This is a genomic window from Paenibacillus sp. FSL R7-277 (assembly GCF_000517965.1).
Classification (GTDB): Bacteria; Bacillota; Bacilli; order Paenibacillales; family Paenibacillaceae; genus Paenibacillus_AQ; species Paenibacillus_AQ silagei.
In genome coordinates this window covers 159,524-178,393 of the sequence record NZ_ASPX01000010.1, presented here as the reverse complement: position 1 = coordinate 178,393, position 18,870 = coordinate 159,524, and the positions used below count along the sequence as shown (strand labels likewise).

Genomic DNA, 18,870 nt, shown 5'->3' with positions numbered 1-18,870 from the left:
AGGTTGCCGGGGAAGGAGCTTAGCCATGATTGATGCCCATATTCATCTAGACCAATATGAGGATCACGTAGTGTCCTCGCTGCTGGAGGGACTGCCAGAGCAGGGCATAGAGTCGCTGATAGCCGTCTCGATGAATCTCGCTTCGAGCAAGCGAACTCTGGAGTTAGCAGCCAGCTATCCGGGCCTCGTGAAGCCTGCGTATGGCTTCCATCCAGAGCAGGCGCTGCCTGCGGAGAAAGAACTGAACGTGCTACTGAAATGGATTACAGACCATGCTGGAAGTATGGCCGCTATTGGTGAAATCGGCCTTCCCTACTACTCCCGGACCGAGGCTGTGGAGCGTGGCGAAGCTTGGGATATGGCACCCTATATTCAGCTTCTGGACAGACTTCTTGGACTGGCTGCACGTTTGGGCAAGCCTGTAGTACTACATGCCGTCTATGAGGATGCGTGGACCGTATGCGATCTGCTGGAGCAGCATGGCCTTACGCAGGCCCATTTCCACTGGTTCAAGGGCCCCGCCGCTACCGTTGACCGGATGATTAGCCACGGTTACTACATTTCCTTCACTCCCGACATCCTCTACGAACCGGAGATTCAGGAGCTGGCACGCCGCTATCCGCCGGAGCTGGTCATGGCAGAGACGGACGGCCCGTGGCCGTTTGAAGGACCGTTCGCCGGGCGCACCACCCATCCGGCTATGGTCCATGACGTTGCTGCCGCCTGGGGGGCGCTGCATGGATATTCCGTTCCAGAGGCCCAGGCCCTGCTGACGGCCAACACAAAACGATTCTATGGGCTATAGGGTTAGCAGTTCCACTTAAATACAGCACCAGACTTAAATCTGTTAAGGTACAAACTAAGCTATATACTTAAGTGCATTCCGTACAACTAAAACGTTTGATTCACTGCCAAATATACGTTTAGTTGTATTTCATACATTTAAAATAGCTCATTATCGGAGATCTCGCCCACTCGGGCAGATTTAGTTGTACAAACTACAGTTAGAAGAGCAAATCCTTCCTTTTGACTGTTTTTAAATGTACATAATACAACTAGCCCTGAATGTTAGCTTCGACCAAACTAATCCAATTTCCCTTAGGGCCCGTAACGCTGGTCCCGATAATCAATTAACAGCTGCTGCATTTTTTCCACCGTGCCGTCTTGATGAGGAACATGGATGGATACGGTCAAATTTGAGTCGTTCAAATACTGAAACGATACAAGATCGAAATTCAATTTCCCGAGATTCGGACAATGCAGCGTCTTCGGAGCATCTATGGCATCGAGAATCTCATGAGAGTCCCAAAATTCACGAAACTCACTGCTAACCTTGGACAGTGCCTCGAACTGCTCAGACCACCAAGGGTCTTCGCCGTGACGGGCGTACCCGGCATGGAAAGTAGCAACGATTCGCCTGGCATGCATTTCCCATTGCTCTCCCTTAACGTAGCGGAAACGGGCAGAAGTAAACGTCATCCAGACAAAATTCCGTTCACGCTCCGACATAGCCGCGAGATCCCCATTCATTGCACAGTAGGCTTCATTCCAGGCAATGATATTCATATGCGCATCCATGACATTCGAAGGTGACAGGGTTTGGCTATCCAAAAAACGTTGAAGTTCCGCTGTTACCTTGGAGGGTTGATGAGTATTGATCAAGGGAAATTGCTTTCGAGCCAGATGGTACAGATGCCTGCGTTCTGCTTCATCTAACCGAAGCACTTCTGATATTCGGTCAAGTACCTCAGCGGATACGTTAATAGGACGCCCTTGTTCCAAGTAGGTGTACCAGTCCAATCCTACATCTGCCAGCTGGGCTACCTCGCTTCGGCGAAGTCCAGGTGTACGTCTGCGTCCGGTTTCCGGCAAACCCGCTTGCTTAGGAGTCATTCGTTCACGGCGTAAGCGCAAAAAACGAGACAATTCCTCGTAACGGTCCAATCTGTCCGCCATAATCTCCTCATGCCTCCTATCTATTCTTGAATGTAGGATTTCCAATCCTACGATAACCAGATATCTCCCTAACCTCGTTAGGCTCATGTACACTAGTCTATGTCTTCCATAGGAGAAGAGCAAGAATGGTTAGGACAAGTTGATATTAGTTTTGGGGGGATTAAGATGTTTGAGCATATGGTGCTATTGAAATTCAAGCCTGATGTTTCTATTGCAGAGCAAGAAGACGCTGTTAGGCGCGCGCAGAACTTTAAGGGGGAAATTCCAGGTATCGTAGATCTTAGCGCGGGGATTAACGTGACTGAGGAAATCGAGCACACCCAGGGGTTCACGCTGGGGATCAGAGTTACTTTTGAGAATCAGCAAGCTTGCCGTGAATATATTCAACACCCGCTACATCAAAATTTATTGCAATCCATAGGCCCATTTGTTGATGGAATCATCGTTATTGATTATCCGTTTGCGGCCAGTTGATCACGAAAAGCTAAAGAGGCAGCCACCACATTGGTCGGCTGCCTTCTTGAGATTATTATTGAGTATCATTCAGCTTCGGCTGTTTCAAACCCTTTATAACATTGTGGAATCACCTCGGACTCTACTCAGCTTAAAGCGACATCCGCCGGACCGACACTTCATCTTCTCCGAACTCCATGACATAAATATCCGGCTTGGTCGTCTGTAGTAAGAAGTCCAGACCGTATCCCGGGGCAAAATGGCCCATCATCAAGGACATCACCATGCCGTGGGTTCCGATGACCACCCGCTCCCCTGCATGGGTCCGCAGGATTTCCTGTAGTGCCTTCACAGCACGTGCCTGGCACTCCCGGTTCGATTCCCCGCCCGGCAGGGCATAATCGGGATCGGTGTACATCTTCTGGAGTTCATCGTATAAGCCTTCGTCGGATAGCTGCTGGTTGCCCTCCATCCAGACCTTTTCTCTAAGATCATCGATCAGAATGATTTCCTGCTCCAGTTGATCCGCCAAATCCGCAATCGTATCGACCGCCCGGATATACGGGCTGCTGTACAACACATCTATCCCTTCATCCTTCAGGCATTCCGTGACCTGCAGGGCATCCTCCTCCCCCTTGGGCGACAGGCCGCGCGTCCATTCATCCACCCCGGTACGGAGCGAGTCTCCGTGCCTTACCATGTAGATATAAGTTGTCATAAGCTCCTCCTAATCGTACATACAGAAATTAGTGATCCGTTAACCTTCTTAGCTACTCTCTACCGCTGGCTGAGCGGCTTTCGCTGTAGACCTCGCCACCGGCCAGAGCTGCCGTCTGAACGCCACACCCATCAGACCCAGGAGCAGCTGCAGTAAGCCAATGTTAACAAAAATGCGGGCCGGACCTGCATATTGCACAAGCACGCCGCCCAGCAAAGGTGCCACAATGAGTACCGTGCTGAGGACGGTGTTCTGAATGCCGAAGATGCGGCCGGTCATGTGCGGCGGGGTTTCTTTTTGCAGACAGTAATTGAAGGTAATCATGAATACCCCGTTGCCGATCCCCAGCACAAACCCGATCAGCAGCACCCAAATCATAGATGCCCCTGGCTGAAGCATACCCAGCGCCGCAATTGATCCGCCGATCAGGACATACCCAGATCCCAGCTTCCAGCCATAACCGGCTTCCAATTTCAGCTTGTTCAGGATTAGGATGATGAGCACAGCTCCAGCTCCGGTAGCAGCTACCATCCAGCCGAGGAGGGATTCCCGGTCTGGTGCGAATACCCGGAACAGGCTGGTGAATTGAAAGTCGACGACCTGAATCACTAACGACCCGGCAAGCCCGAACAGCATCGTATTCAGCAGCAGCCGGCTGCGGAGCATGAAGCTCCAGCCTTCCCGCCACATGGTACGGAGCGGAATTTTGTTGTCCGGCGCTTCCGGCTGCTTGCTGTCTTCTTCCTCCGTATGGATGTTTTTTACGGACAACAGCAGCAGATAAGAACAGCTGCGCAGCAAGGCATTGAGCAGGATGCACCACTGCGGCGTAAGGAAGGCGAGCGCCAGACCTCCGAGCAGCGGACCGGCGATTTTGGAGCCTTGGTTGACCAGTCCGTTGAGTGACGAGGCATGCAGCAGCTGGTCCTCTCTCACAAGACTGCGGGTCAATGACTGCTGGGCCGGCATATTCAGCGTGGACAGCGCGGAGCGCAGGGCCAGCAGCGGCAGCAGCCAGACCATGCTCGGTGCGAACAGCACCAGCAGGGTCAAGAGCGCTGTCAGCAGGTCGCAGATGCGCATCAGCTTCAGCTTGTTCAGCCGGTCGGCGGCTACCCCGGCAATCGAGCCGAGCAGAATACTCGGCAGCGCCAGCGCTACCGGAATGAGGGCCAGCATCAGCGGCCCGGCCTGCCAGCGGTAACCGACCAGCACCTGAATCGCCAGTGCATCGAACCAGTCGCCGAAGCTCGCTGTGGCAAAAGCGCTGTACACCCGCATATACGTTTTGTTATGAAGCAGACTGTTTCCCTGCTTGGTTGATCGTTCCATCTGACACTCCTCCAGGTTACCTAAGATCGTAGATGAAGCTCCATCTATGATTCTAAAGTAACGGAGAATTGTCAGAGAATTATCATGGGGTCTCCAGCAGCGGCAGCAGGATGCGCTCCAGAGTGTGTTCCAGTCTGTCCAGGCCACAAGCTTCAAGCTCGGCCGCAAACAGGCTACTATACTTTCGGTCCAAGGCACTTCCGGTCAGGAACATCCGGCTAAAATGATGAATCTTGTACAGTGCATAGAAGCGCAGCGGCACGAATCCCGACATATCCAGCACCTGCAATCCCTCATTGATGAGCCGCTCCCCCTCTGCCCACTGTTCACGGCGCAGCTTCCAGAGTCCCTTCACTACCTTGTAGTTGCCAATCTCCCGCAAAAAGGGCTTGTCCTGCAAAATCCGGCTGACGGCTTCATCCATCCGTTCCAGCTCTTCATCGCAAGCTCCCGCTGAGAGATGGATGAACAGCTCTGTAATTACCGTGACCGGGATGAAATTCTCGAAGCCGGGTCCGGCGATCACCTGGTAGGAACGCTTCAGACGTTCCAATGCTTTTTCCGTCTGACCTGCAAGGGTGTACATGTCCAGCATCGTCAGAATCTCAAGCTCGGTTTGTTCTGGCGGGTTCAGCAGATTCCGCGCAATCAGGCGCTCGGCGTACGCCACCTTCTCCCTGGGATCACCAATGAAGAAGTAGAACAGATTGAGGTAAAAGAGCCGGTCCTTCAGCGGAATCTCGTCCGTGTGGACCAACCAATCCAAATCTCCCTGCACAAAATGAACAACCATAGAATAATGCGGGTCCAGCTCGTAGCCGAGGATGTCCTGCTGGCGGGCAAGAGTGAGCATGGAGTTCCCCTGACCGTAGACATGGAACTTCATGAACACCTCACGCATCGTGTCGCGCAGCTCCGGGTCATTCGTTGCCGGATTTACCGCTACGCCCGCAAGGCCGCCCGGAATTGCCAGACTGTACCCGAATCCGCGAATCGTCTTAATGTCAATCCCGCCCAGTAACCGCAGCTTCTTGCGCAGCCTGTAGATATGATCGTCAACGGTCCGCTCCACCGGATACTCCATGGGCCAGACTTTATCCAGCAGCTGCTCCCGGCTGAAGGTCCGCCCCCGGTTACGGTACAGAAACTGCAGCAGCGCGAACTCCTTGGGCAGCAGCTCTACCGTTAATCCTCCGGCGGATACCTTATATTCACTTCCGTTCAACTCCAGATGCATGGCGGTGCCTCTTTTCTTCTTCTGCTAATGAATCCACAAGTCGATTATATCAGCTTGCACTTGCTTGCACGATATCCCACTCACCCTCTCACTGGCCTATTGTATTCGATTCACAAAAAATCCCCCTACAGTTGCCGCTGTAAGGGGATTTCTCATTACAATATTGATGTGACTACAGTCGCTCTAATCGGCCCACCTGTTGACGCGAGGCTAGCCTGCCATATTATTAATGGAGTCCTGCTCCGAGAACACCGAGATATGATCTACCGTTCCTGTTGATTCCGGGATGATGAATTTGAGCTGATACTGCTTGTTGGCCTGATAAATATAGATATTATGCTCGCCATTCACGGTAGTAGCATCCGGCTTGCCGAGGACTTCTTCAATCTGCTTCAGTGTCAGGTTACGCAGGTCCGGGGCGCTGGAGCGCACATCAAAAATCTTCATACCCTTGTTAAAACCAAACACCACACTCTTCTTGGAGTAGGTGGAATAGACTCCCTTGCCTGCCGATTCCTTGAGGTCCGGCTCTCCCCACGCGGCTTCCACCTCATCAATAAGTCCGGTGTGTGCAGCATATTCGACGCCGGGCACCTTGCCCTGCTTAGCAAGCTCCAGCAGCTCCTTCAGCTGCTTGCTCCGTTCCTGCGGGGTGGCTCGAGCTACGGTATCTGCTTCAGCCCCTGCAACCTCAGTAACCGTAGACTCTGTTGAGGCTCCCGCTGCGGCTTCAGAGTCAGCAGTTACAGGCTCTGCGCCCGCAGCAGCGCCGTCATCTGTACCGGATTCGCTTACCTGCGCACCTTCTGCTGCCGATGAAGCGCTATCCCCTGGCTGTACAGTTGCTGTAGCCGCAGCCGTATTGTTAAGCGATGGTTCCGTTTTGCCGGAATTACAGGCTGTAAGGCTGAGCATCGCCCCAACGATAAGAATACCTGTGATTGTTCTAATTAATGTAGTCATGCTGCCATCTCCTTCGTTATGGGAACCATCCTCTTTTGTCTAAACTGTACCCTATGACGCAGGGGCTGTAACAAAGGTTGCAGGTGCAGACCTCCTGTTTCAGGTATTATACGCATTGCCTTATGCTATGAATTTCCCTGTCTGATAACGGTCCAGCGCCGTTTTGTTCACCACATAAGTTCGGGCCATCAGATCATGCAGCGCCCGCTTGCGCTGGGTGAATGCGACGAACAGGCAATCCACAATCACTACCCAGCCAAAAAACACATTTATATCGGCCGCAAGCGGACTCCAGTTCACGAGACTGCTTGGTATGGCAGATAACGCCTCCGTATTCAGACTCACAACCACTGCCAGGAAGCTGTTAACAATAATAAAACTATCCCTGATCAAAGCCTGCCGGAGCACCGGGTATCTTCCATTCTCATCAACGATTCTTGCCCCCAGAAGCAGCCTGCCCGGCGTCCCGCCGTATCGGACAACCATAAATATATTGAACACCATAAGCAGTGCAAACTGTATAAAAAGCGGGAACGCTGACCCTGCCGACTCTGCCGCCGGCACTGAAATCCTGGTCAGTAAATAGGTAGGAAGAATAAGAATAAGTGAGTCAATGATATTAATCAGCACTCTTTTCCAAAAGCCTACAAATTCGTATAAATTAAGTTCTTCCTCAATCCACGGCTCCATACTTTCACCCCTTACGCAAAAGTAGTCTCATCATTCATGTTAATCACTCGTTTCCCGCACACTCTTCCCCTGCACATACCTGCCCACATGCTGCAAAATCTCATGATTCTGCTGCACGATGATCCGCTTAGCCTGATACTGTTCGGTTAATGCCATGATCGCAGGAATCCCCTCTCTCCTGAAGCTGCGGTTCCATTCCAGCAGCATCACCCGGAGATACTTGAACGACTGCTTATAATTCCCTTGCTCCAGCCCCAGCCTGGTCTTCATGAACCTGCTGATGACCCGGGCATCCTGTACATAAGGCTTAGGCCGAATCAGAAAAATCAGATCCGCTTGCCGGAAGCTTTCGGTTCCCCACTGGTAATGTACGCCCTCTATGATCCATGACTCCGCATCCATAGCTTCCGCGAGCTTGCCATCCCGTACCTCCGGGGAGTTCTTGGTGTTGTCCCTGCGATCCCAGACAAAATTATCCGTTTCATAGCACGGAATTCCGTAACTTTGAGCTAATTTCCGGGCGATATACGTCTTCCCGCTCCCGCAGCCGCCTATAATACGTACTCTAATCTTCAGTCCCTCCCCTGGAAGATCAAGAATATAACAAATCTCTCTCATATTACTATTCTCTATGTATCCTGTCACTCTACTCCACCCGGTTAAACACTGAAGCCAGCCCATCAATAATCGATCGGCTGGCTTCTGGAGCCGCAGTATACGGCGGCATCTTGGTTGGATAATCTGGCCTTGTGCAGCCACTACTACTTTACAGCTTCACTGCTCCCTCTTTAGCATTCCAGGTGAACGGCAGGCCGAACAACGGCGTTAAGCTGCCCAGCGGAATGTACAGGCGGCCGTCTACACTTTTGGAGGCTAGCATCTCTACTGTTTTGCCGTTCACTTTGGCCTTCGTGCTAAGCGGCTTGTGAACTGCTGTCTTCTTGCCGATTGTGATGATAAGCGCTCCGGTTCCCGCCTCCTGCATCAGGCTTCCGCCCAGCAGCTTCACGGATTCACTCAGTGGAATGTATACCCGCGAATCCTCCAGCAGGAAGGAATTCTTCACCGGCAGCTTCTCCCCGCCCTTGACAAAAGCTCCCGCAATCATCGTAGATCCCAGACGGTAGCCGTTCTTCTCGGCAATGGCCGCCATCTCTAGCCCGGAGGTTGTAATGATGACCCGGGTGTTCTTCGCAATCTTCGGATACAGCCAGTGAATATCGTCATTGTGCATGCGGATGCATCCGGCGCTGACATATTTACCGATAGAAGATTCATTGTTGTTACCGTGAATGGCGTAGGTGGTGCCGTAAGTGTCATTGACCTCCAGCCCCAGCCAGCGGTCCCCCAGCGGATTGGCCGGATCGCCTCCGGGAATCTTCTCCTTGTAGTAGGGTCTGTTTTTGATTTTGACCACCATCTTGAAGCTGCCTTCAGGCGTCAGGCTTTTCGTTTTGCCGGTAGCGACCGGAAAAATCTTCACCAGCTTGCCATCGCTGTAATACGCCAGTTTGTTCGTTTTTTTGTTCACAATGATCAGATCTGAGGAAGACGATGCCGCCGCAGCCGATCCTGTGAAGCATGCGGTCAAAAGCATTACAAATACCAGTATTAGTGCGATGCTTTTGGGAAAATACGTTTGAATCCGGCTTACCTGTTCACGCTGACTCATAGTTGCCCCACCTCCAGGTTATGGATGATTCTGGATTGTCTTTTCTACATAGACGTTCATTTGCCGCAATAGTTGCAGAGCAGCCTGTACCTATTCTTATCAACTCGTCCTGCCCGGAGTGACGCAACGTTTGCAATATTGTAACCGTTCTGGGCGGAAGCGCCTCCCTTGCACACCGAAGCATGAATATTCGCCAGCGCCATCAGAGATAATAAGCCCGCATGACCATAACACCCATCTCAAGGAGGCCAACTATTTTGAATACCAACTCATCTGCACAGATCCGGGAATGCGAGCAAATCGTTCAGCAGCTGATGGCACAGACCCAGCAGGGAACGCAGAATTACCAGCAGCTTCTTCAGCAGGAGCAGCAGGATGCCGCCAAGCTCCAGGAGCTTAGCCAGCATAACAGCAAGGCCATTCAGATGATCCAGCAGGCGCTGCAGGGCCATCAGACCGCGATGCAGCAGCTACAGCAGATCTCGCAGTCGGTCAGATCGATGGAGCAGTTCCCGCAGACTTCCGGCTTCAATACCCATACAAGCATTCCAAGCTTCAATTCGGGGAACCAGATGGGACTAATGCATTCTATGGGACAGAACCAGCCAATGGGCCAGAGCCACAATACAGGAATGGGAGGGTATAACTCCTCCTTCAGCCCGTCCTTCACTTCAAACAGCCAGCCGGTGAACTCACTGCATAGCCCGATCAACGCGGGGATTAACCACCAGCCGATGCATACGCCAATGCAGACACAGATGTCCGCAGGCTCCTCTTATAACGCTCCAATGAACCAGGGACGAAGCTTCCAGTAGGAAGAGCGGGGAGCATAGGCAGCTTCGCTTGAACGGCTGTTTTGTATGCTAAAAAGGGTTCTCTCAGACCGCAGCAGCGGAAGCTGAGAGAACCCTTTTGGCGTACCCGCCACGCCATGAACGGTCCGCGCCTCGTCTAGACTACCAGCCTGCCGGTCTTCTCCGCGAGCCCAACCGTCGCTTCCACCCCGGAGTTGAACTCCAGATAATCGCTCTCTACTCCGTCGCTGAAGATCACGCCATCCTCTGGCATCTGCGACGTAATGCGCAGCGGCAGACTGCTGCTGATTCTCCCGAATACCAGCTCTGCTGAAGTCGTCCGGCTTGGAAAAGGCTCCCGCACAGTGAAATACAGCTCGGGATGATTCCAGGCCAGCCCGCTGCCCGCACTGACTGCAGCAACCTCCGCAGACACCCGGGCTGTCCGTTCAGCAGCTGAATCCTGCATTTGTGCGGCACGGCTGACGATACCTGCGGCTCCGGCGAGCACACTCTTGAGCCAGCCCGTGGAGCCCAGACCGGTCGAGACAATGATGCCGCTGGAGGATTGCTGCTCCAGCTGCCCGTTCAGCTCCAGCTGATACCGGGCTGAGACATGGGTCCGGCGGCCGATGAACAGATCGTTCACCCCGTACAGGCTCTGGCCGTCATTCAGCTCCACCTTGGCAAGGGTAACCTCACGGACCTGGCGCTGGGCGCGCAGCACCTCACTCACCACTTGCCGCACCTCCTTGACTCTGAAGGGCAGCAGCACGCCATCCCAGCGCAGCGGGTCAGGATTCACTCCGATCAGCGGCTGCTCCTGAAGGTATTTCAGCGTATTGGCGACCAGACCGTCCTGGCCCAGGACCACTACGGTATCCTTAGCCCCGAAGATGAAATTCGGCACATGCTGCCGCTCCAGCACCTGGAGCCGGCCGATGGCGCTGAGCTCGGTTACTGCGGTCTCCACCGCTTTGCGGTATTGGAAATCCTCGCTTAAGTAGTCGCTGAAATCGGCTCCCAGCCGTTCAATATAGAACTGGGCCTGCTGGATTGTGTTGTAGCGGACCACCAGCTCCTCCAGGCGTGTCTTGCGCTTGATCAGTATGATTTTGTTCTCCGAACCCCGGCTGCTCATCGTCCGTTACCTCCTCTGTCTGCTCCGGCTCCACCTCCTGCCGAGCCGGCCATGATTCCTTGCAGCAGATCCGGTGTAATGTTAAGCTGGCCGATCTTCCCGGCATTCACCGCTAGCTCCTGGAAGGCGATGGCGATCAGCTTATCCGGGTTCATGCCGACATTCGTCAGCGCCTGCAGGACGTTAGGCGATACATTTTGCAGCGAATTCATTACCGCCGTCAGCTCGTAAGCCTTGGCATCCGCTTCGGCTCTCTTATTCGCTATGGCCAGCTCAATCAGCGCCTGCTTCTTCTCCTCCAGCTCCGTATCAAAAATCAGCTGCTCTTCCTTCATCTCATTCTGCTTCTGCTTCGCTGACCGGTCAGAATCAAGCAGCGCCTCACGCATCTGTCTCTTCTTCGTCTGAACGGCGATCTCCGTATTCAGCTCATTCTCCTTCACCCGCCGCTCCTGCTCAATCGAAGCATTGCGCCGCTCATATAGCGCGTTATCCGCGCTGCGGAGCATCTCCTCCCTGGCCTGCGCTTCCAGGGCCCGCAGCGTCTCCTTATTCGGTACAATCGCCAGAATGGACAGGCCCATCAGCTCAATGCCCAGCTTCTCAATCTCCGCACTCTGGCCGATTTCATGGGTAATCATCTTGGCAAGACGTTCACTCGACTGGATAGCCTCCTTCAGCGGGAGCTGCCCGAGCTGCTTCTTGGTCAGGACCTTGGCGATATTAATTACCCGCTGGGCCAGCTTGTGCGGATCGTCGGAGAGATAGGTGTTCTTTTTGAGATTATAGGTGTAGTTGAGGATCTGGGTGGTCTTGCGGTAATCAACAATCCGGTAGGTCAGCTGCCCCTGGACGGTTACCGTCTGATAGTCCGCCGTAATTTCCTCGAACATGAATGGAACATCGATCGAGGAGACAGGCACGACAACCACCGAAGTTGTCGGCGCATAATAATGAAAAGAAAGCCCGACCCCTTCACGCACTACCTTGCCATTCTTCACCTTGAGCACATAATCACTAGGCTGAAATTTCACGAACCGGAATCCAAACATGGTCATTACCTCCTAGGGGTTGTATTCTGAGTCATCTGTTGAGCAAAGGTGAACTCAGTTATTAATTAATTGTTATTATTAATTTGTTATTAACAACATCATAGCAGACCTCCTTGATATTATCAATATGTTATTAACAAAACAAGCAAAAAAATATTGTACAAATTCAAATCCTGCCTCGTGTTTTGTCCATTGAGTAACAACTGGCTATAATTTATGATGGTCTAAACGATAATGATTATCATTATTGGTAATCACAATACCTTTGGGAGGCATACATACAATGAACAAGACTCGACAACCCTTCGCTATCCTGGGCATGCTCTTCCTGATGGGCACTTTACTGCTCGCCTGCAGCAGCAATAAGAATAATCAGGAGAGTAGTGCAGCAACCACCGCACCTGACGCGCAAACCACTGCTGAAGCTGCAGCTACTACCCGTTCACACACGGATTACAAAGGCCATACGGCAGAGATTCCAGTGAATCCGCAGCGGATTATCTATTCCGGAGAAACGTATGGCGATCTGCTGGCACTTGGTGTACAAGCCATCGGCTATCCGCTCTCCATGGGGCAGGGCCAGGTCTTCGAGGACAAGCTGACCGGAATTGCAGATGTCGGGTTCCCGATCAATCTGGAGAAGACGCTGGAGCTTCAGCCCGATCTGATTATCTACGCCGGTATTGATGAAGCTGATTACGACGCTCTCTCCAAAATCGCTCCAACGATTATCTTCGATACCTTCGCCCCCCTGAAGGAGCGGATGCTGGATATTGGAGATATTTTAGGCAAGAAGCAGGAAGCGGAGGCTTGGCTGGCCCAGTATCAGGCGAAGGAGGATGCGATGTGGGCCCAGCTTAAGGCTTCAGGGATAAAGGACGGTGAGACCGCTTCGGTCTTCACTTATTATCCGGGGGACCGGCTGTTCGTAATGGCAACAACGGGCCTCTCGCAGGTACTGTACGGAGAGCAAGGCTTCAAGCCTACCCCGGCTATTCAAAAGGTGCTGGATGCCGATATGGGCTTCCAGGAAATCTCGCTGGAAGTGCTCCGGGAATACGCCGGAGATCGTATCTTCCTGCTGACTCCGGTAGCAGACGAAGCCAAGCAATCGACCGGCAATCTGCTGAAGAGCGCGGTGTGGAACAGCCTGCCTGCCGTTAAGAACGGCTACGTCTACACGCAGGACATCACGAAGACCTCCAGTGATGCTACCACCAGAGAGTGGCTGCTCGGCGAGATTCCTACCATGCTGGGCAAGCAATAATTCCGGGGCAGACAGACTGAAAAGCAGCTTATCAACGCCTGTTGATAAGCTGCTTTATTTTATATACAATATTGTTTATTGATAATCGTTCTCAATATAATTCAATTCTAAGCTGTCTGAAAGGAGTGCCTGCCTTGCGCGAGCCTGACCACGACCACCTGCCTGCACTCCCGTCCGCCCCTCTCCGTTCCCTGCTGTTTCAATTCAGGAGCATTGAACTGGTGATGCAGAGCGCTGACACTATATCGGCTGTGCAGACAGCGGAGCAGCATACGCTACTGCTGTTTACGGGCGGGCGCGGTGAACTCGGAATCACTGAGCAGACCTCACTCTCTGTGCATGCGGACAAGTGCTGCCTGCTGCCTCCCGGAACCTCATACAGTCTGGATAACCGGGAGCTGACGCTTTATTTTTATGTGTTGACTTTTGCCGCTTTGACTACAGAGGATTCCCCTGCGTTCTACGTAGATGAACTGCTCCCGGGGCAAAAAGAGCTGATTGTCCACCCCTTCACCAGAGTGATCCGGCTGGCGGAAGAGCTGCTTGCGCATCATAATGGCAGGGATGAGCTCCAGCATGTCAGACAACAGCTCCAATTCCAAGAGCTGCTGCTCCTGCTGCTTGAACAGAACTACTCCACCCGCCAGCTGCCAAGTCCGGCGCAATCGGTGGAGAGTACGATACACTTCATGCAGCAGCATTATAGGGAGAGTATCACGGTGAAGCAGCTCGCGGAGCTGGCCGGTGTCTCCCCCTGGCAATACACTCCGATCTTCCAGAAACTGACCGGACAGCGCCCGCTCGATTATCTGACGGATCTGCGCATTGGGCACTCGAAGACTTATCTGCTTGAAGCCGCCGAGCCGCTGCGCGAGATTGCCCTGCGGGTAGGCTTCTCCGACGAATACTACTTCAGCCGCCGCTTCCGGCAGAAGACGGGAATGACTCCCGGGCAATATGCCCGGTCGCAGCAACGCCGGATTACGGTCACGGACTGGACCGGACATTCGGTGGACATCCCTGAGCGTCCGAAGCGTGTTGTCTACCACGGGGAGACACTGGGCGATGTGCTGGCGCTGGGGGTGAAGCCTGTCGGCGGTGACGAAGCGTTCGCCCGGGGCAGTGTCTATAGCCACCGGGTCAAGCGCTTAGCCAATGTCGGATTTCCGCTGGACCCGCAGCTGACCCGGTCCATCCGGCCTGACCTGATTATCCTCGCAAGCCCGGATGAACAGATCTACCGGGGTGTATCCGGCATTGCCCCAACACTCACCTTCGACTCCTTCGCACCGCTGGAGCAGCGGCTGCGGATTCTTGGAGAGTGGCTCGGGAAGCAGCGCGAAGCTGAGGTCTGGCTGCAAGCCTATCATGCCAAGAACGCAGCCATGTGGCAGCATCTGTACGCCGGGGGACTCTTGAAGGGTGAAACAGCTTCGGCGCTGTTCTATGACCATGGCAACCATCTATACGCCATGGGAATGACCGGCTTGTCCACGGCCTTGTATGCCCCTGGCGGCCTGCAGCCGACAGCGGAGATCAAGGACATTCTGGACAAGGATCTGGGGTTCCGCGAAGTGGACCCGGCGATGCTGCACAGCTACGCAGGGGACCGTGTCTTCATGCTGATTCCAGAACGGGAGGACTCCCGGGAGGCCATGGAGCAGCTGCTCCAGACGGAGCTCTGGAGCAGTCTGCCTGCCGTGGAGCAGGGCCATGCCTATATGCTGGATGGAGCCAAATGGAATTCCGGCGATGCGCTGACCCGGGAGCGGCTGCTGACGCTGCTGCCCAGACTGCTGGGCCTCTAACAGGGCTTGAGAAGCGCACGGATGGCTTCAAGCCGCTCCGGGTCAATAGGCTTCAGCGGATCGCCCTCCTCCCGGACCGCCGATCCGAAGTGTACCCGGCGGACTCCGGTCCTTGTAACGAAATCCTTCAGATCTGCGGCATTCAGACCGCTGCCTGCCAGGATGGAGAGCGAAGAACCGGCAGACAGCCGTTCCAATACGGCGAGCCTTACCATACCGCCGGGTGTATTGGCCGCAGCAGTCCCGCCGGAGGTCAGGATATCGGTAATCTGCGGATACCGCTTCAAGACCTCAAGGGCTTCAAGCTGGTCCTGCACCTCGTCGAACGCACGGTGGAAGGTAACCTCCATCCCCCCTGCCCGCTCCAGCAGCCGATTCAGCAGTTCTTCATCTATTGTCCGGTCCTGGCGGAGCATGCCCATAACCAAAGACAGCCCGCCTACCCCGGCTATATGCCGGATATCGCGCAGCATGGTCTCCACATCGGGTGCGTCATACACGAAGGAGCGGGCGTGCGGTCTGACCATCACTCTCACAGGAATACTGACCTTCTCCCGGACCGCTTCGATCAGTCCCAGACTGGGCGTTAATCCGCCCTCCCGGATACCCGTGACCAGTTCAATCCGGTCAGCACCATAACGCTCTGCTATGACCGCATCATTTACTGTAGTTGCTATAACCTCTAACAGCATAAATTGCTACACTCCCCTTCTTAGTCGTAATCCTTATAAACCGCTCTACCCTTAGTATAAAGATAAACATTGTAAATAGCAGGAAGATTCCTGACTATGTCAGTACTAGACCTGCGACCAGGAATTTTCCCGCCTTTTGGAGAGTGTGTTCTCTGGATGAAGCCTCTATACTGAAGAAGTTGAAATTTGGAAATCCGGAATGGAGCGCCCTGAATGATAAGACAAAGTATACACGCGTGGAAAATGCTGATCCTCTCTCTGCCCAAAGGAATCATCGCCTTCGTAATTGCTGTTACAGGTATATGTGCAAGCCTGCCCTTGATTATTGTATGGGTAGGTCTGCCGCTGCTGGCCCTGACCTTGGCCTGGTGCCGCAGCATGATGTCCAGTGAACACAAAACAGTTGAAGCCTGGTCCAGCGGCAACAGCCGACGTGGAACAGGGCTGCATGCTGCCGCAGATCATGCTCCCGCCTTCCGCTGGGAGGGGCTGCGGGCATTAGGACACCAGCTCCGCGAAAGGGAGTCGTACCGGGGAATCCTGTACAGTCTCCTCCAGCTGCCCGCAGGTATTCTGGGGTTCACACTAGCACTGGTTCTGCCTGCGGTGGCCTTCAGTGCTCTTATGTCACCTGTGGCCCAGCGAATCAGTTCATCCGTATTCTCCTATGATCTGAATATGCTGGACCCGGAGTTCTTCTTCTTCCTGTCCGGCACAACCTCAGATGAACGCTCGTGGATTCTATGCGGAACCGGATTTGTACTGCTGCTGATTCTGCCGCTGCTGCTTGTGGGTCTTGGACGTCTGTACGCGGCCTGGATCAACGCAGTTTCAGGAACACCTGTGAATTCCGCCAGTACCCCGCTTGAAGTCATACATACCTGATCTCTTCCCGCATATCTATTAATAGTTCACTTGCCAAAGCTTACGAAGCGGGTTGTGCCCGAAGTGATTGCAGGAAGGGCAGCCCGCACAACCTTGTGAGGAGGCGGTTCAGTGCTCATGATCCTGGTGTATCTGTTTGCTGTGCTTGGCGTGTCTCTCCTGCTGTTGGCTGCGGTTCTTCAGTACAGACTCTCCCGTCCCAGGGCTGCGGGCCATAGCGGGGCTACCCATGCCCTGTCCGCCTTCAGCCTGAAATTCCCCCAGCGGTTCATAACTCCAGACGAATCCCATCTGATTGCCCTGGACGAAGAAGGCCAGGCGCTCGCCATCGGGCTGCTGCATCCGGGGAAGCCGGAGCCGGCGACAGCCACCCTGTATACGTTCGATGCCATCCTTGGAGCAGAGATTGTCGAGAATGCTCTGACTCTCAGCAAGGTAAGCAAGACCAGCCGGATTACCACCAGTGCACCGAGAATACGGGCAGGTGCCGCCGCAAGCTATGAATTCACAGAGCCTGTCCAGGGCGGCAGTCCTGCCGAAGAGATCCGCGAGCTGACGCTCAGAATCTATTTTAGCAGCGCAGATACGCCTGTGGTATCCATTCCTTTTCTCCCGGCGCGCCTGCCGGCCCGCAAAACAGATCTTCAATATTCCGCAGCCTTCCTGGAGGCGCAGCAGGTACATGAGAGAATCCGCGACATCGTCTCTGCATAAGGGAAGCCTTAGCCTTCAGAACTCGCAATTACCGGACAACCGCTGTAAAATCCTCCAGAGCCCTCCCCTGTCTCAGCTTATCAATAATTGTAAGCAGGAAGCTCTCCGCGAGGCTGCCTGGTAATATGGCGTCCGCAGCTTCATCCAGGGTGAACCAGGCTGCGTGGTCCAGCTCGTCGCTCATGGCACTCAGGTCCTCCGTGTCAGCCACACTAATGTAATTGAGCATTAATGTATTAGACGGGGCGAAATACTGGCTGCGCATATATTCATAAGCAATTACCTCAAGCCCCGCTTCTTCCTTCACTTCACGGATCAGGGCCGCTTCGGCGTTCTCTCCCTTATTCACGTACCCGGCGAGCAGAATGTAATCCTTGCGCTTATACTGCTGTATAAGCAGGATTCTATCGAGTCCCCGGTTCAGTACGGCTGTACTCATCGCTGTGCTGAACACAGGGAATCTGAAGACGGCGCATGAATCACAGTAGGGTACCTCACCTTCTCCATTGCATTCCTTCATTACCAAGCGTCTTCCGCATTCCAGACAAAACTTCAAGCTTTATCGCTTCTTTCTGTAGGTAGTATAGTTGTTGTCTATTCTAAGCGATTGCTTCCGAACGTACCACGGTAAAATTCAAGAAACCCGTCCTTTATAGAACAGGGGACAGGGTTTCTTGACGTGATGTGGAATATACTATAAGGGGCCCGGACACTACGGGCTGCATTACATCATAGAAATGGAGGGAACTACTCGACATGAACATCATTAATTTCGCGCATCGCGGCGCATCCGCAGCCGCCCCGGAGAACACAATGGCGGCCTTCCGCAAGGGTCTAGAGCTTGGTGCAACCGGCATTGAGACCGACGTACAAATGACCAGTGACGGAGCAGTAGTAGTGATCCATGATGAGAGTCTTAACCGCACCACTTCAGGCAGCGGTTATGTGAAGGATAAGACGCTTCGTGAGGTGCTGGAGGTGGACGCAGGCTCCTGGTTCAGCCCTGAGTTCGCAGGAGAACGGATTCCGACACTGGACGAGCTGCTGGATCTGCTGCAGGGCCGGGAGACGATTCTGAATATAGAGCTGAAGAACGGGACCTTCCTCTATCCCGGCATGGAAGAGAAGGTAATCGCCGCTGTCCGGGAGCAGGGTATGAGTGAGCGGGTGGTAATCTCCAGCTTCAATCATTATTCCCTGGCCTACTGCAAGTCGCTGGCACCGGAGATCCGTACGGGTATTCTCTACGGCGAGGGGCTGTACCGTCCTTGGAATTACGCGGCTACCCTGCAGGCGGATGCACTGCATGCCCATCATTCCTCGGTCCTGCCGGAGTTCGTGAATGCTGCTGCGGAGAAAGGCATTGTCTATCATCCGTGGACGGTTAATGATCCCGAGCGGATGCAGGCTCTAATCGATGCTGAGGTGGCGGGGATCATTACCGATCATCCGGATGTTCTGGCCGGGCTGCTGGCTGCCAGAAGCGTCTGACTGAT

General features: G+C 53.7%; 20 protein-coding genes. 8 read left to right on the top strand and 12 right to left on the bottom strand.

The window, feature by feature from the left end:
* Positions 1–25 precede the first annotated feature (25 nt).
* On the top strand, positions 26–805 hold the full coding sequence (locus tag C173_RS06100; protein ID WP_036723259.1) for a TatD family hydrolase: 780 nt from the start codon (positions 26–28) through the stop codon (positions 803–805).
* Between the two features lie 293 nt (positions 806–1,098).
* On the opposite strand, the gene C173_RS06095 is transcribed toward C173_RS06100, so the two are convergent.
* Positions 1,099–1,956: a helix-turn-helix transcriptional regulator gene (locus C173_RS06095; protein ID WP_036723258.1), complete on the bottom strand. Its 858-nt coding sequence runs from the start codon at positions 1,954–1,956 to the stop codon at positions 1,099–1,101.
* Positions 1,957–2,121: 165 nt separating this feature from the next.
* Here C173_RS06095 and C173_RS06090 point away from each other — a divergent pair, with 165 nt between their 5' ends.
* Positions 2,122–2,430: a Dabb family protein gene (locus tag C173_RS06090; RefSeq protein ID WP_036723257.1), complete on the top strand. Its 309-nt coding sequence runs from the start codon at positions 2,122–2,124 to the stop codon at positions 2,428–2,430.
* 130 nt (positions 2,431–2,560) lie between these two features.
* Here C173_RS06090 and C173_RS06085 read toward each other — a convergent pair whose 3' ends face one another.
* From C173_RS06085 to C173_RS35475, 7 genes are all read right to left on the bottom strand, one after another.
* Entirely contained in the window at positions 2,561–3,127 is a 567-nt protein-coding gene (locus tag C173_RS06085; protein ID WP_036723256.1) for a histidine phosphatase family protein, read from the bottom strand.
* Between the two features lie 48 nt (positions 3,128–3,175).
* The gene (locus C173_RS06080; protein WP_051477845.1) at positions 3,176–4,459 is read right to left on the bottom strand and encodes an MFS transporter; all 1,284 of its coding nucleotides are present in this window, start codon (positions 4,457–4,459) and stop codon (positions 3,176–3,178) included.
* Between the two features lie 82 nt (positions 4,460–4,541).
* Positions 4,542–5,696: a winged helix-turn-helix domain-containing protein gene (locus C173_RS35310; RefSeq protein ID WP_036723255.1), complete on the bottom strand. Its 1,155-nt coding sequence runs from the start codon at positions 5,694–5,696 to the stop codon at positions 4,542–4,544.
* Between the two features lie 210 nt (positions 5,697–5,906).
* The gene (locus C173_RS06070) at positions 5,907–6,659 is read right to left on the bottom strand and encodes a DUF4309 domain-containing protein (protein WP_036723254.1); all 753 of its coding nucleotides are present in this window, start codon (positions 6,657–6,659) and stop codon (positions 5,907–5,909) included.
* A 120-nt stretch (positions 6,660–6,779) separates the two neighbouring features.
* Positions 6,780–7,349 (bottom strand): RDD family protein, encoded by a 570-nt coding sequence (locus tag C173_RS06065; RefSeq protein WP_036723253.1) that lies wholly within the window; start codon positions 7,347–7,349, stop codon positions 6,780–6,782.
* Between the two features lie 39 nt (positions 7,350–7,388).
* The gene (locus C173_RS06060) at positions 7,389–7,994 is read right to left on the bottom strand and encodes a hypothetical protein (protein ID WP_235191800.1); all 606 of its coding nucleotides are present in this window, start codon (positions 7,992–7,994) and stop codon (positions 7,389–7,391) included.
* A 121-nt stretch (positions 7,995–8,115) separates the two neighbouring features.
* Positions 8,116–9,021 (bottom strand): L,D-transpeptidase family protein, encoded by a 906-nt coding sequence (locus C173_RS35475; protein WP_051477844.1) that lies wholly within the window; start codon positions 9,019–9,021, stop codon positions 8,116–8,118.
* A gap of 257 nt (positions 9,022–9,278) precedes the next feature.
* On the opposite strand from C173_RS35475, the gene C173_RS35470 reads away from it, so the two are divergent.
* Positions 9,279–9,836 (top strand): hypothetical protein, encoded by a 558-nt coding sequence (locus C173_RS35470; protein ID WP_063830884.1) that lies wholly within the window; start codon positions 9,279–9,281, stop codon positions 9,834–9,836.
* A 136-nt stretch (positions 9,837–9,972) separates the two neighbouring features.
* Here C173_RS35470 and C173_RS06045 read toward each other — a convergent pair whose 3' ends face one another.
* Positions 9,973–10,956 (bottom strand): NAD(+)/NADH kinase, encoded by a 984-nt coding sequence (locus C173_RS06045; RefSeq protein ID WP_036723251.1) that lies wholly within the window; start codon positions 10,954–10,956, stop codon positions 9,973–9,975.
* Positions 10,953–12,008 carry an SPFH domain-containing protein gene (locus C173_RS06040; RefSeq protein ID WP_036723250.1) on the bottom strand — a complete coding sequence of 352 codons (1,056 nt, stop codon included), beginning with the start codon at positions 12,006–12,008 and terminating at the stop codon, positions 10,953–10,955. Before C173_RS06040 ends, C173_RS06045 begins: the two co-directional genes overlap by 4 nt.
* Positions 12,009–12,291: 283 nt before the next feature.
* Here C173_RS06040 and C173_RS06035 point away from each other — a divergent pair, with 283 nt between their 5' ends.
* Together C173_RS06035 and C173_RS06030 are read left to right on the top strand one after the other, a co-directional pair.
* Positions 12,292–13,275 (top strand): ABC transporter substrate-binding protein, encoded by a 984-nt coding sequence (locus C173_RS06035; RefSeq protein WP_036723249.1) that lies wholly within the window; start codon positions 12,292–12,294, stop codon positions 13,273–13,275.
* 134 nt (positions 13,276–13,409) lie between these two features.
* On the top strand, positions 13,410–15,083 hold the full coding sequence (locus C173_RS06030) for a helix-turn-helix domain-containing protein (RefSeq protein WP_235191799.1): 1,674 nt from the start codon (positions 13,410–13,412) through the stop codon (positions 15,081–15,083).
* Here C173_RS06030 and C173_RS06025 read toward each other — a convergent pair.
* Positions 15,080–15,775 carry a copper homeostasis protein CutC gene (locus tag C173_RS06025; RefSeq protein WP_036723247.1) on the bottom strand — a complete coding sequence of 232 codons (696 nt, stop codon included), beginning with the start codon at positions 15,773–15,775 and terminating at the stop codon, positions 15,080–15,082. The genes C173_RS06030 and C173_RS06025 overlap by 4 nt on opposite strands.
* Positions 15,776–15,988: 213 nt before the next feature.
* On the opposite strand from C173_RS06025, the gene C173_RS06020 reads away from it, so the two are divergent.
* A complete protein-coding gene (locus tag C173_RS06020; RefSeq protein ID WP_081751036.1) occupies positions 15,989–16,660 on the top strand; it encodes a sensor domain-containing protein in 672 nt (223 codons plus the stop codon).
* 111 nt (positions 16,661–16,771) lie between these two features.
* Positions 16,772–17,374: a hypothetical protein gene (locus tag C173_RS06015; RefSeq protein ID WP_076079548.1), complete on the top strand. Its 603-nt coding sequence runs from the start codon at positions 16,772–16,774 to the stop codon at positions 17,372–17,374.
* 28 nt (positions 17,375–17,402) lie between these two features.
* On the opposite strand, the gene C173_RS06010 is transcribed toward C173_RS06015, so the two are convergent.
* On the bottom strand, positions 17,403–17,813 hold the full coding sequence (locus tag C173_RS06010; RefSeq protein WP_235191798.1) for an NAD(+) diphosphatase: 411 nt from the start codon (positions 17,811–17,813) through the stop codon (positions 17,403–17,405).
* A 317-nt stretch (positions 17,814–18,130) separates the two neighbouring features.
* Between C173_RS06010 and C173_RS06005 the strand changes: the two genes are divergently transcribed.
* Positions 18,131–18,865: a glycerophosphodiester phosphodiesterase gene (locus tag C173_RS06005; protein WP_036723244.1), complete on the top strand. Its 735-nt coding sequence runs from the start codon at positions 18,131–18,133 to the stop codon at positions 18,863–18,865.
* Positions 18,866–18,870 lie beyond the last annotated feature (5 nt).

What these genes read in the sequence shown, in the direction of transcription:
- C173_RS06100 (WP_036723259.1), top strand. Translation starts at nt 26, where the DNA reads ATGATTGATGCCCATATTCATCTAGACCAATATGAGGATCACGTAGTG.
- C173_RS06085 (WP_036723256.1), bottom strand. Translation starts at nt 3,127, where the DNA reads ATGACAACTTATATCTACATGGTAAGGCACGGAGACTCGCTCCGTACC.
- C173_RS06070 (WP_036723254.1), bottom strand. Translation starts at nt 6,659, where the DNA reads ATGACTACATTAATTAGAACAATCACAGGTATTCTTATCGTTGGGGCG.
- C173_RS06020 (WP_081751036.1), top strand. Translation starts at nt 15,989, where the DNA reads ATGATAAGACAAAGTATACACGCGTGGAAAATGCTGATCCTCTCTCTG.
- C173_RS06065 (WP_036723253.1), bottom strand. Translation starts at nt 7,349, where the DNA reads ATGGAGCCGTGGATTGAGGAAGAACTTAATTTATACGAATTTGTAGGC.
- C173_RS06080 (WP_051477845.1), bottom strand. Translation starts at nt 4,459, where the DNA reads ATGGAACGATCAACCAAGCAGGGAAACAGTCTGCTTCATAACAAAACG.
- C173_RS06095 (WP_036723258.1), bottom strand. Translation starts at nt 1,956, where the DNA reads ATGGCGGACAGATTGGACCGTTACGAGGAATTGTCTCGTTTTTTGCGC.
- C173_RS06040 (WP_036723250.1), bottom strand. Translation starts at nt 12,008, where the DNA reads ATGTTTGGATTCCGGTTCGTGAAATTTCAGCCTAGTGATTATGTGCTC.
- C173_RS06090 (WP_036723257.1), top strand. Translation starts at nt 2,122, where the DNA reads ATGTTTGAGCATATGGTGCTATTGAAATTCAAGCCTGATGTTTCTATT.
- C173_RS06005 (WP_036723244.1), top strand. Translation starts at nt 18,131, where the DNA reads ATGAACATCATTAATTTCGCGCATCGCGGCGCATCCGCAGCCGCCCCG.
- C173_RS06010 (WP_235191798.1), bottom strand. Translation starts at nt 17,813, where the DNA reads ATGAGTACAGCCGTACTGAACCGGGGACTCGATAGAATCCTGCTTATA.
- C173_RS35310 (WP_036723255.1), bottom strand. Translation starts at nt 5,696, where the DNA reads ATGCATCTGGAGTTGAACGGAAGTGAATATAAGGTATCCGCCGGAGGA.
- C173_RS06035 (WP_036723249.1), top strand. Translation starts at nt 12,292, where the DNA reads ATGAACAAGACTCGACAACCCTTCGCTATCCTGGGCATGCTCTTCCTG.
- C173_RS35475 (WP_051477844.1), bottom strand. Translation starts at nt 9,021, where the DNA reads ATGAGTCAGCGTGAACAGGTAAGCCGGATTCAAACGTATTTTCCCAAA.
- C173_RS06045 (WP_036723251.1), bottom strand. Translation starts at nt 10,956, where the DNA reads ATGAGCAGCCGGGGTTCGGAGAACAAAATCATACTGATCAAGCGCAAG.
- C173_RS06025 (WP_036723247.1), bottom strand. Translation starts at nt 15,775, where the DNA reads ATGCTGTTAGAGGTTATAGCAACTACAGTAAATGATGCGGTCATAGCA.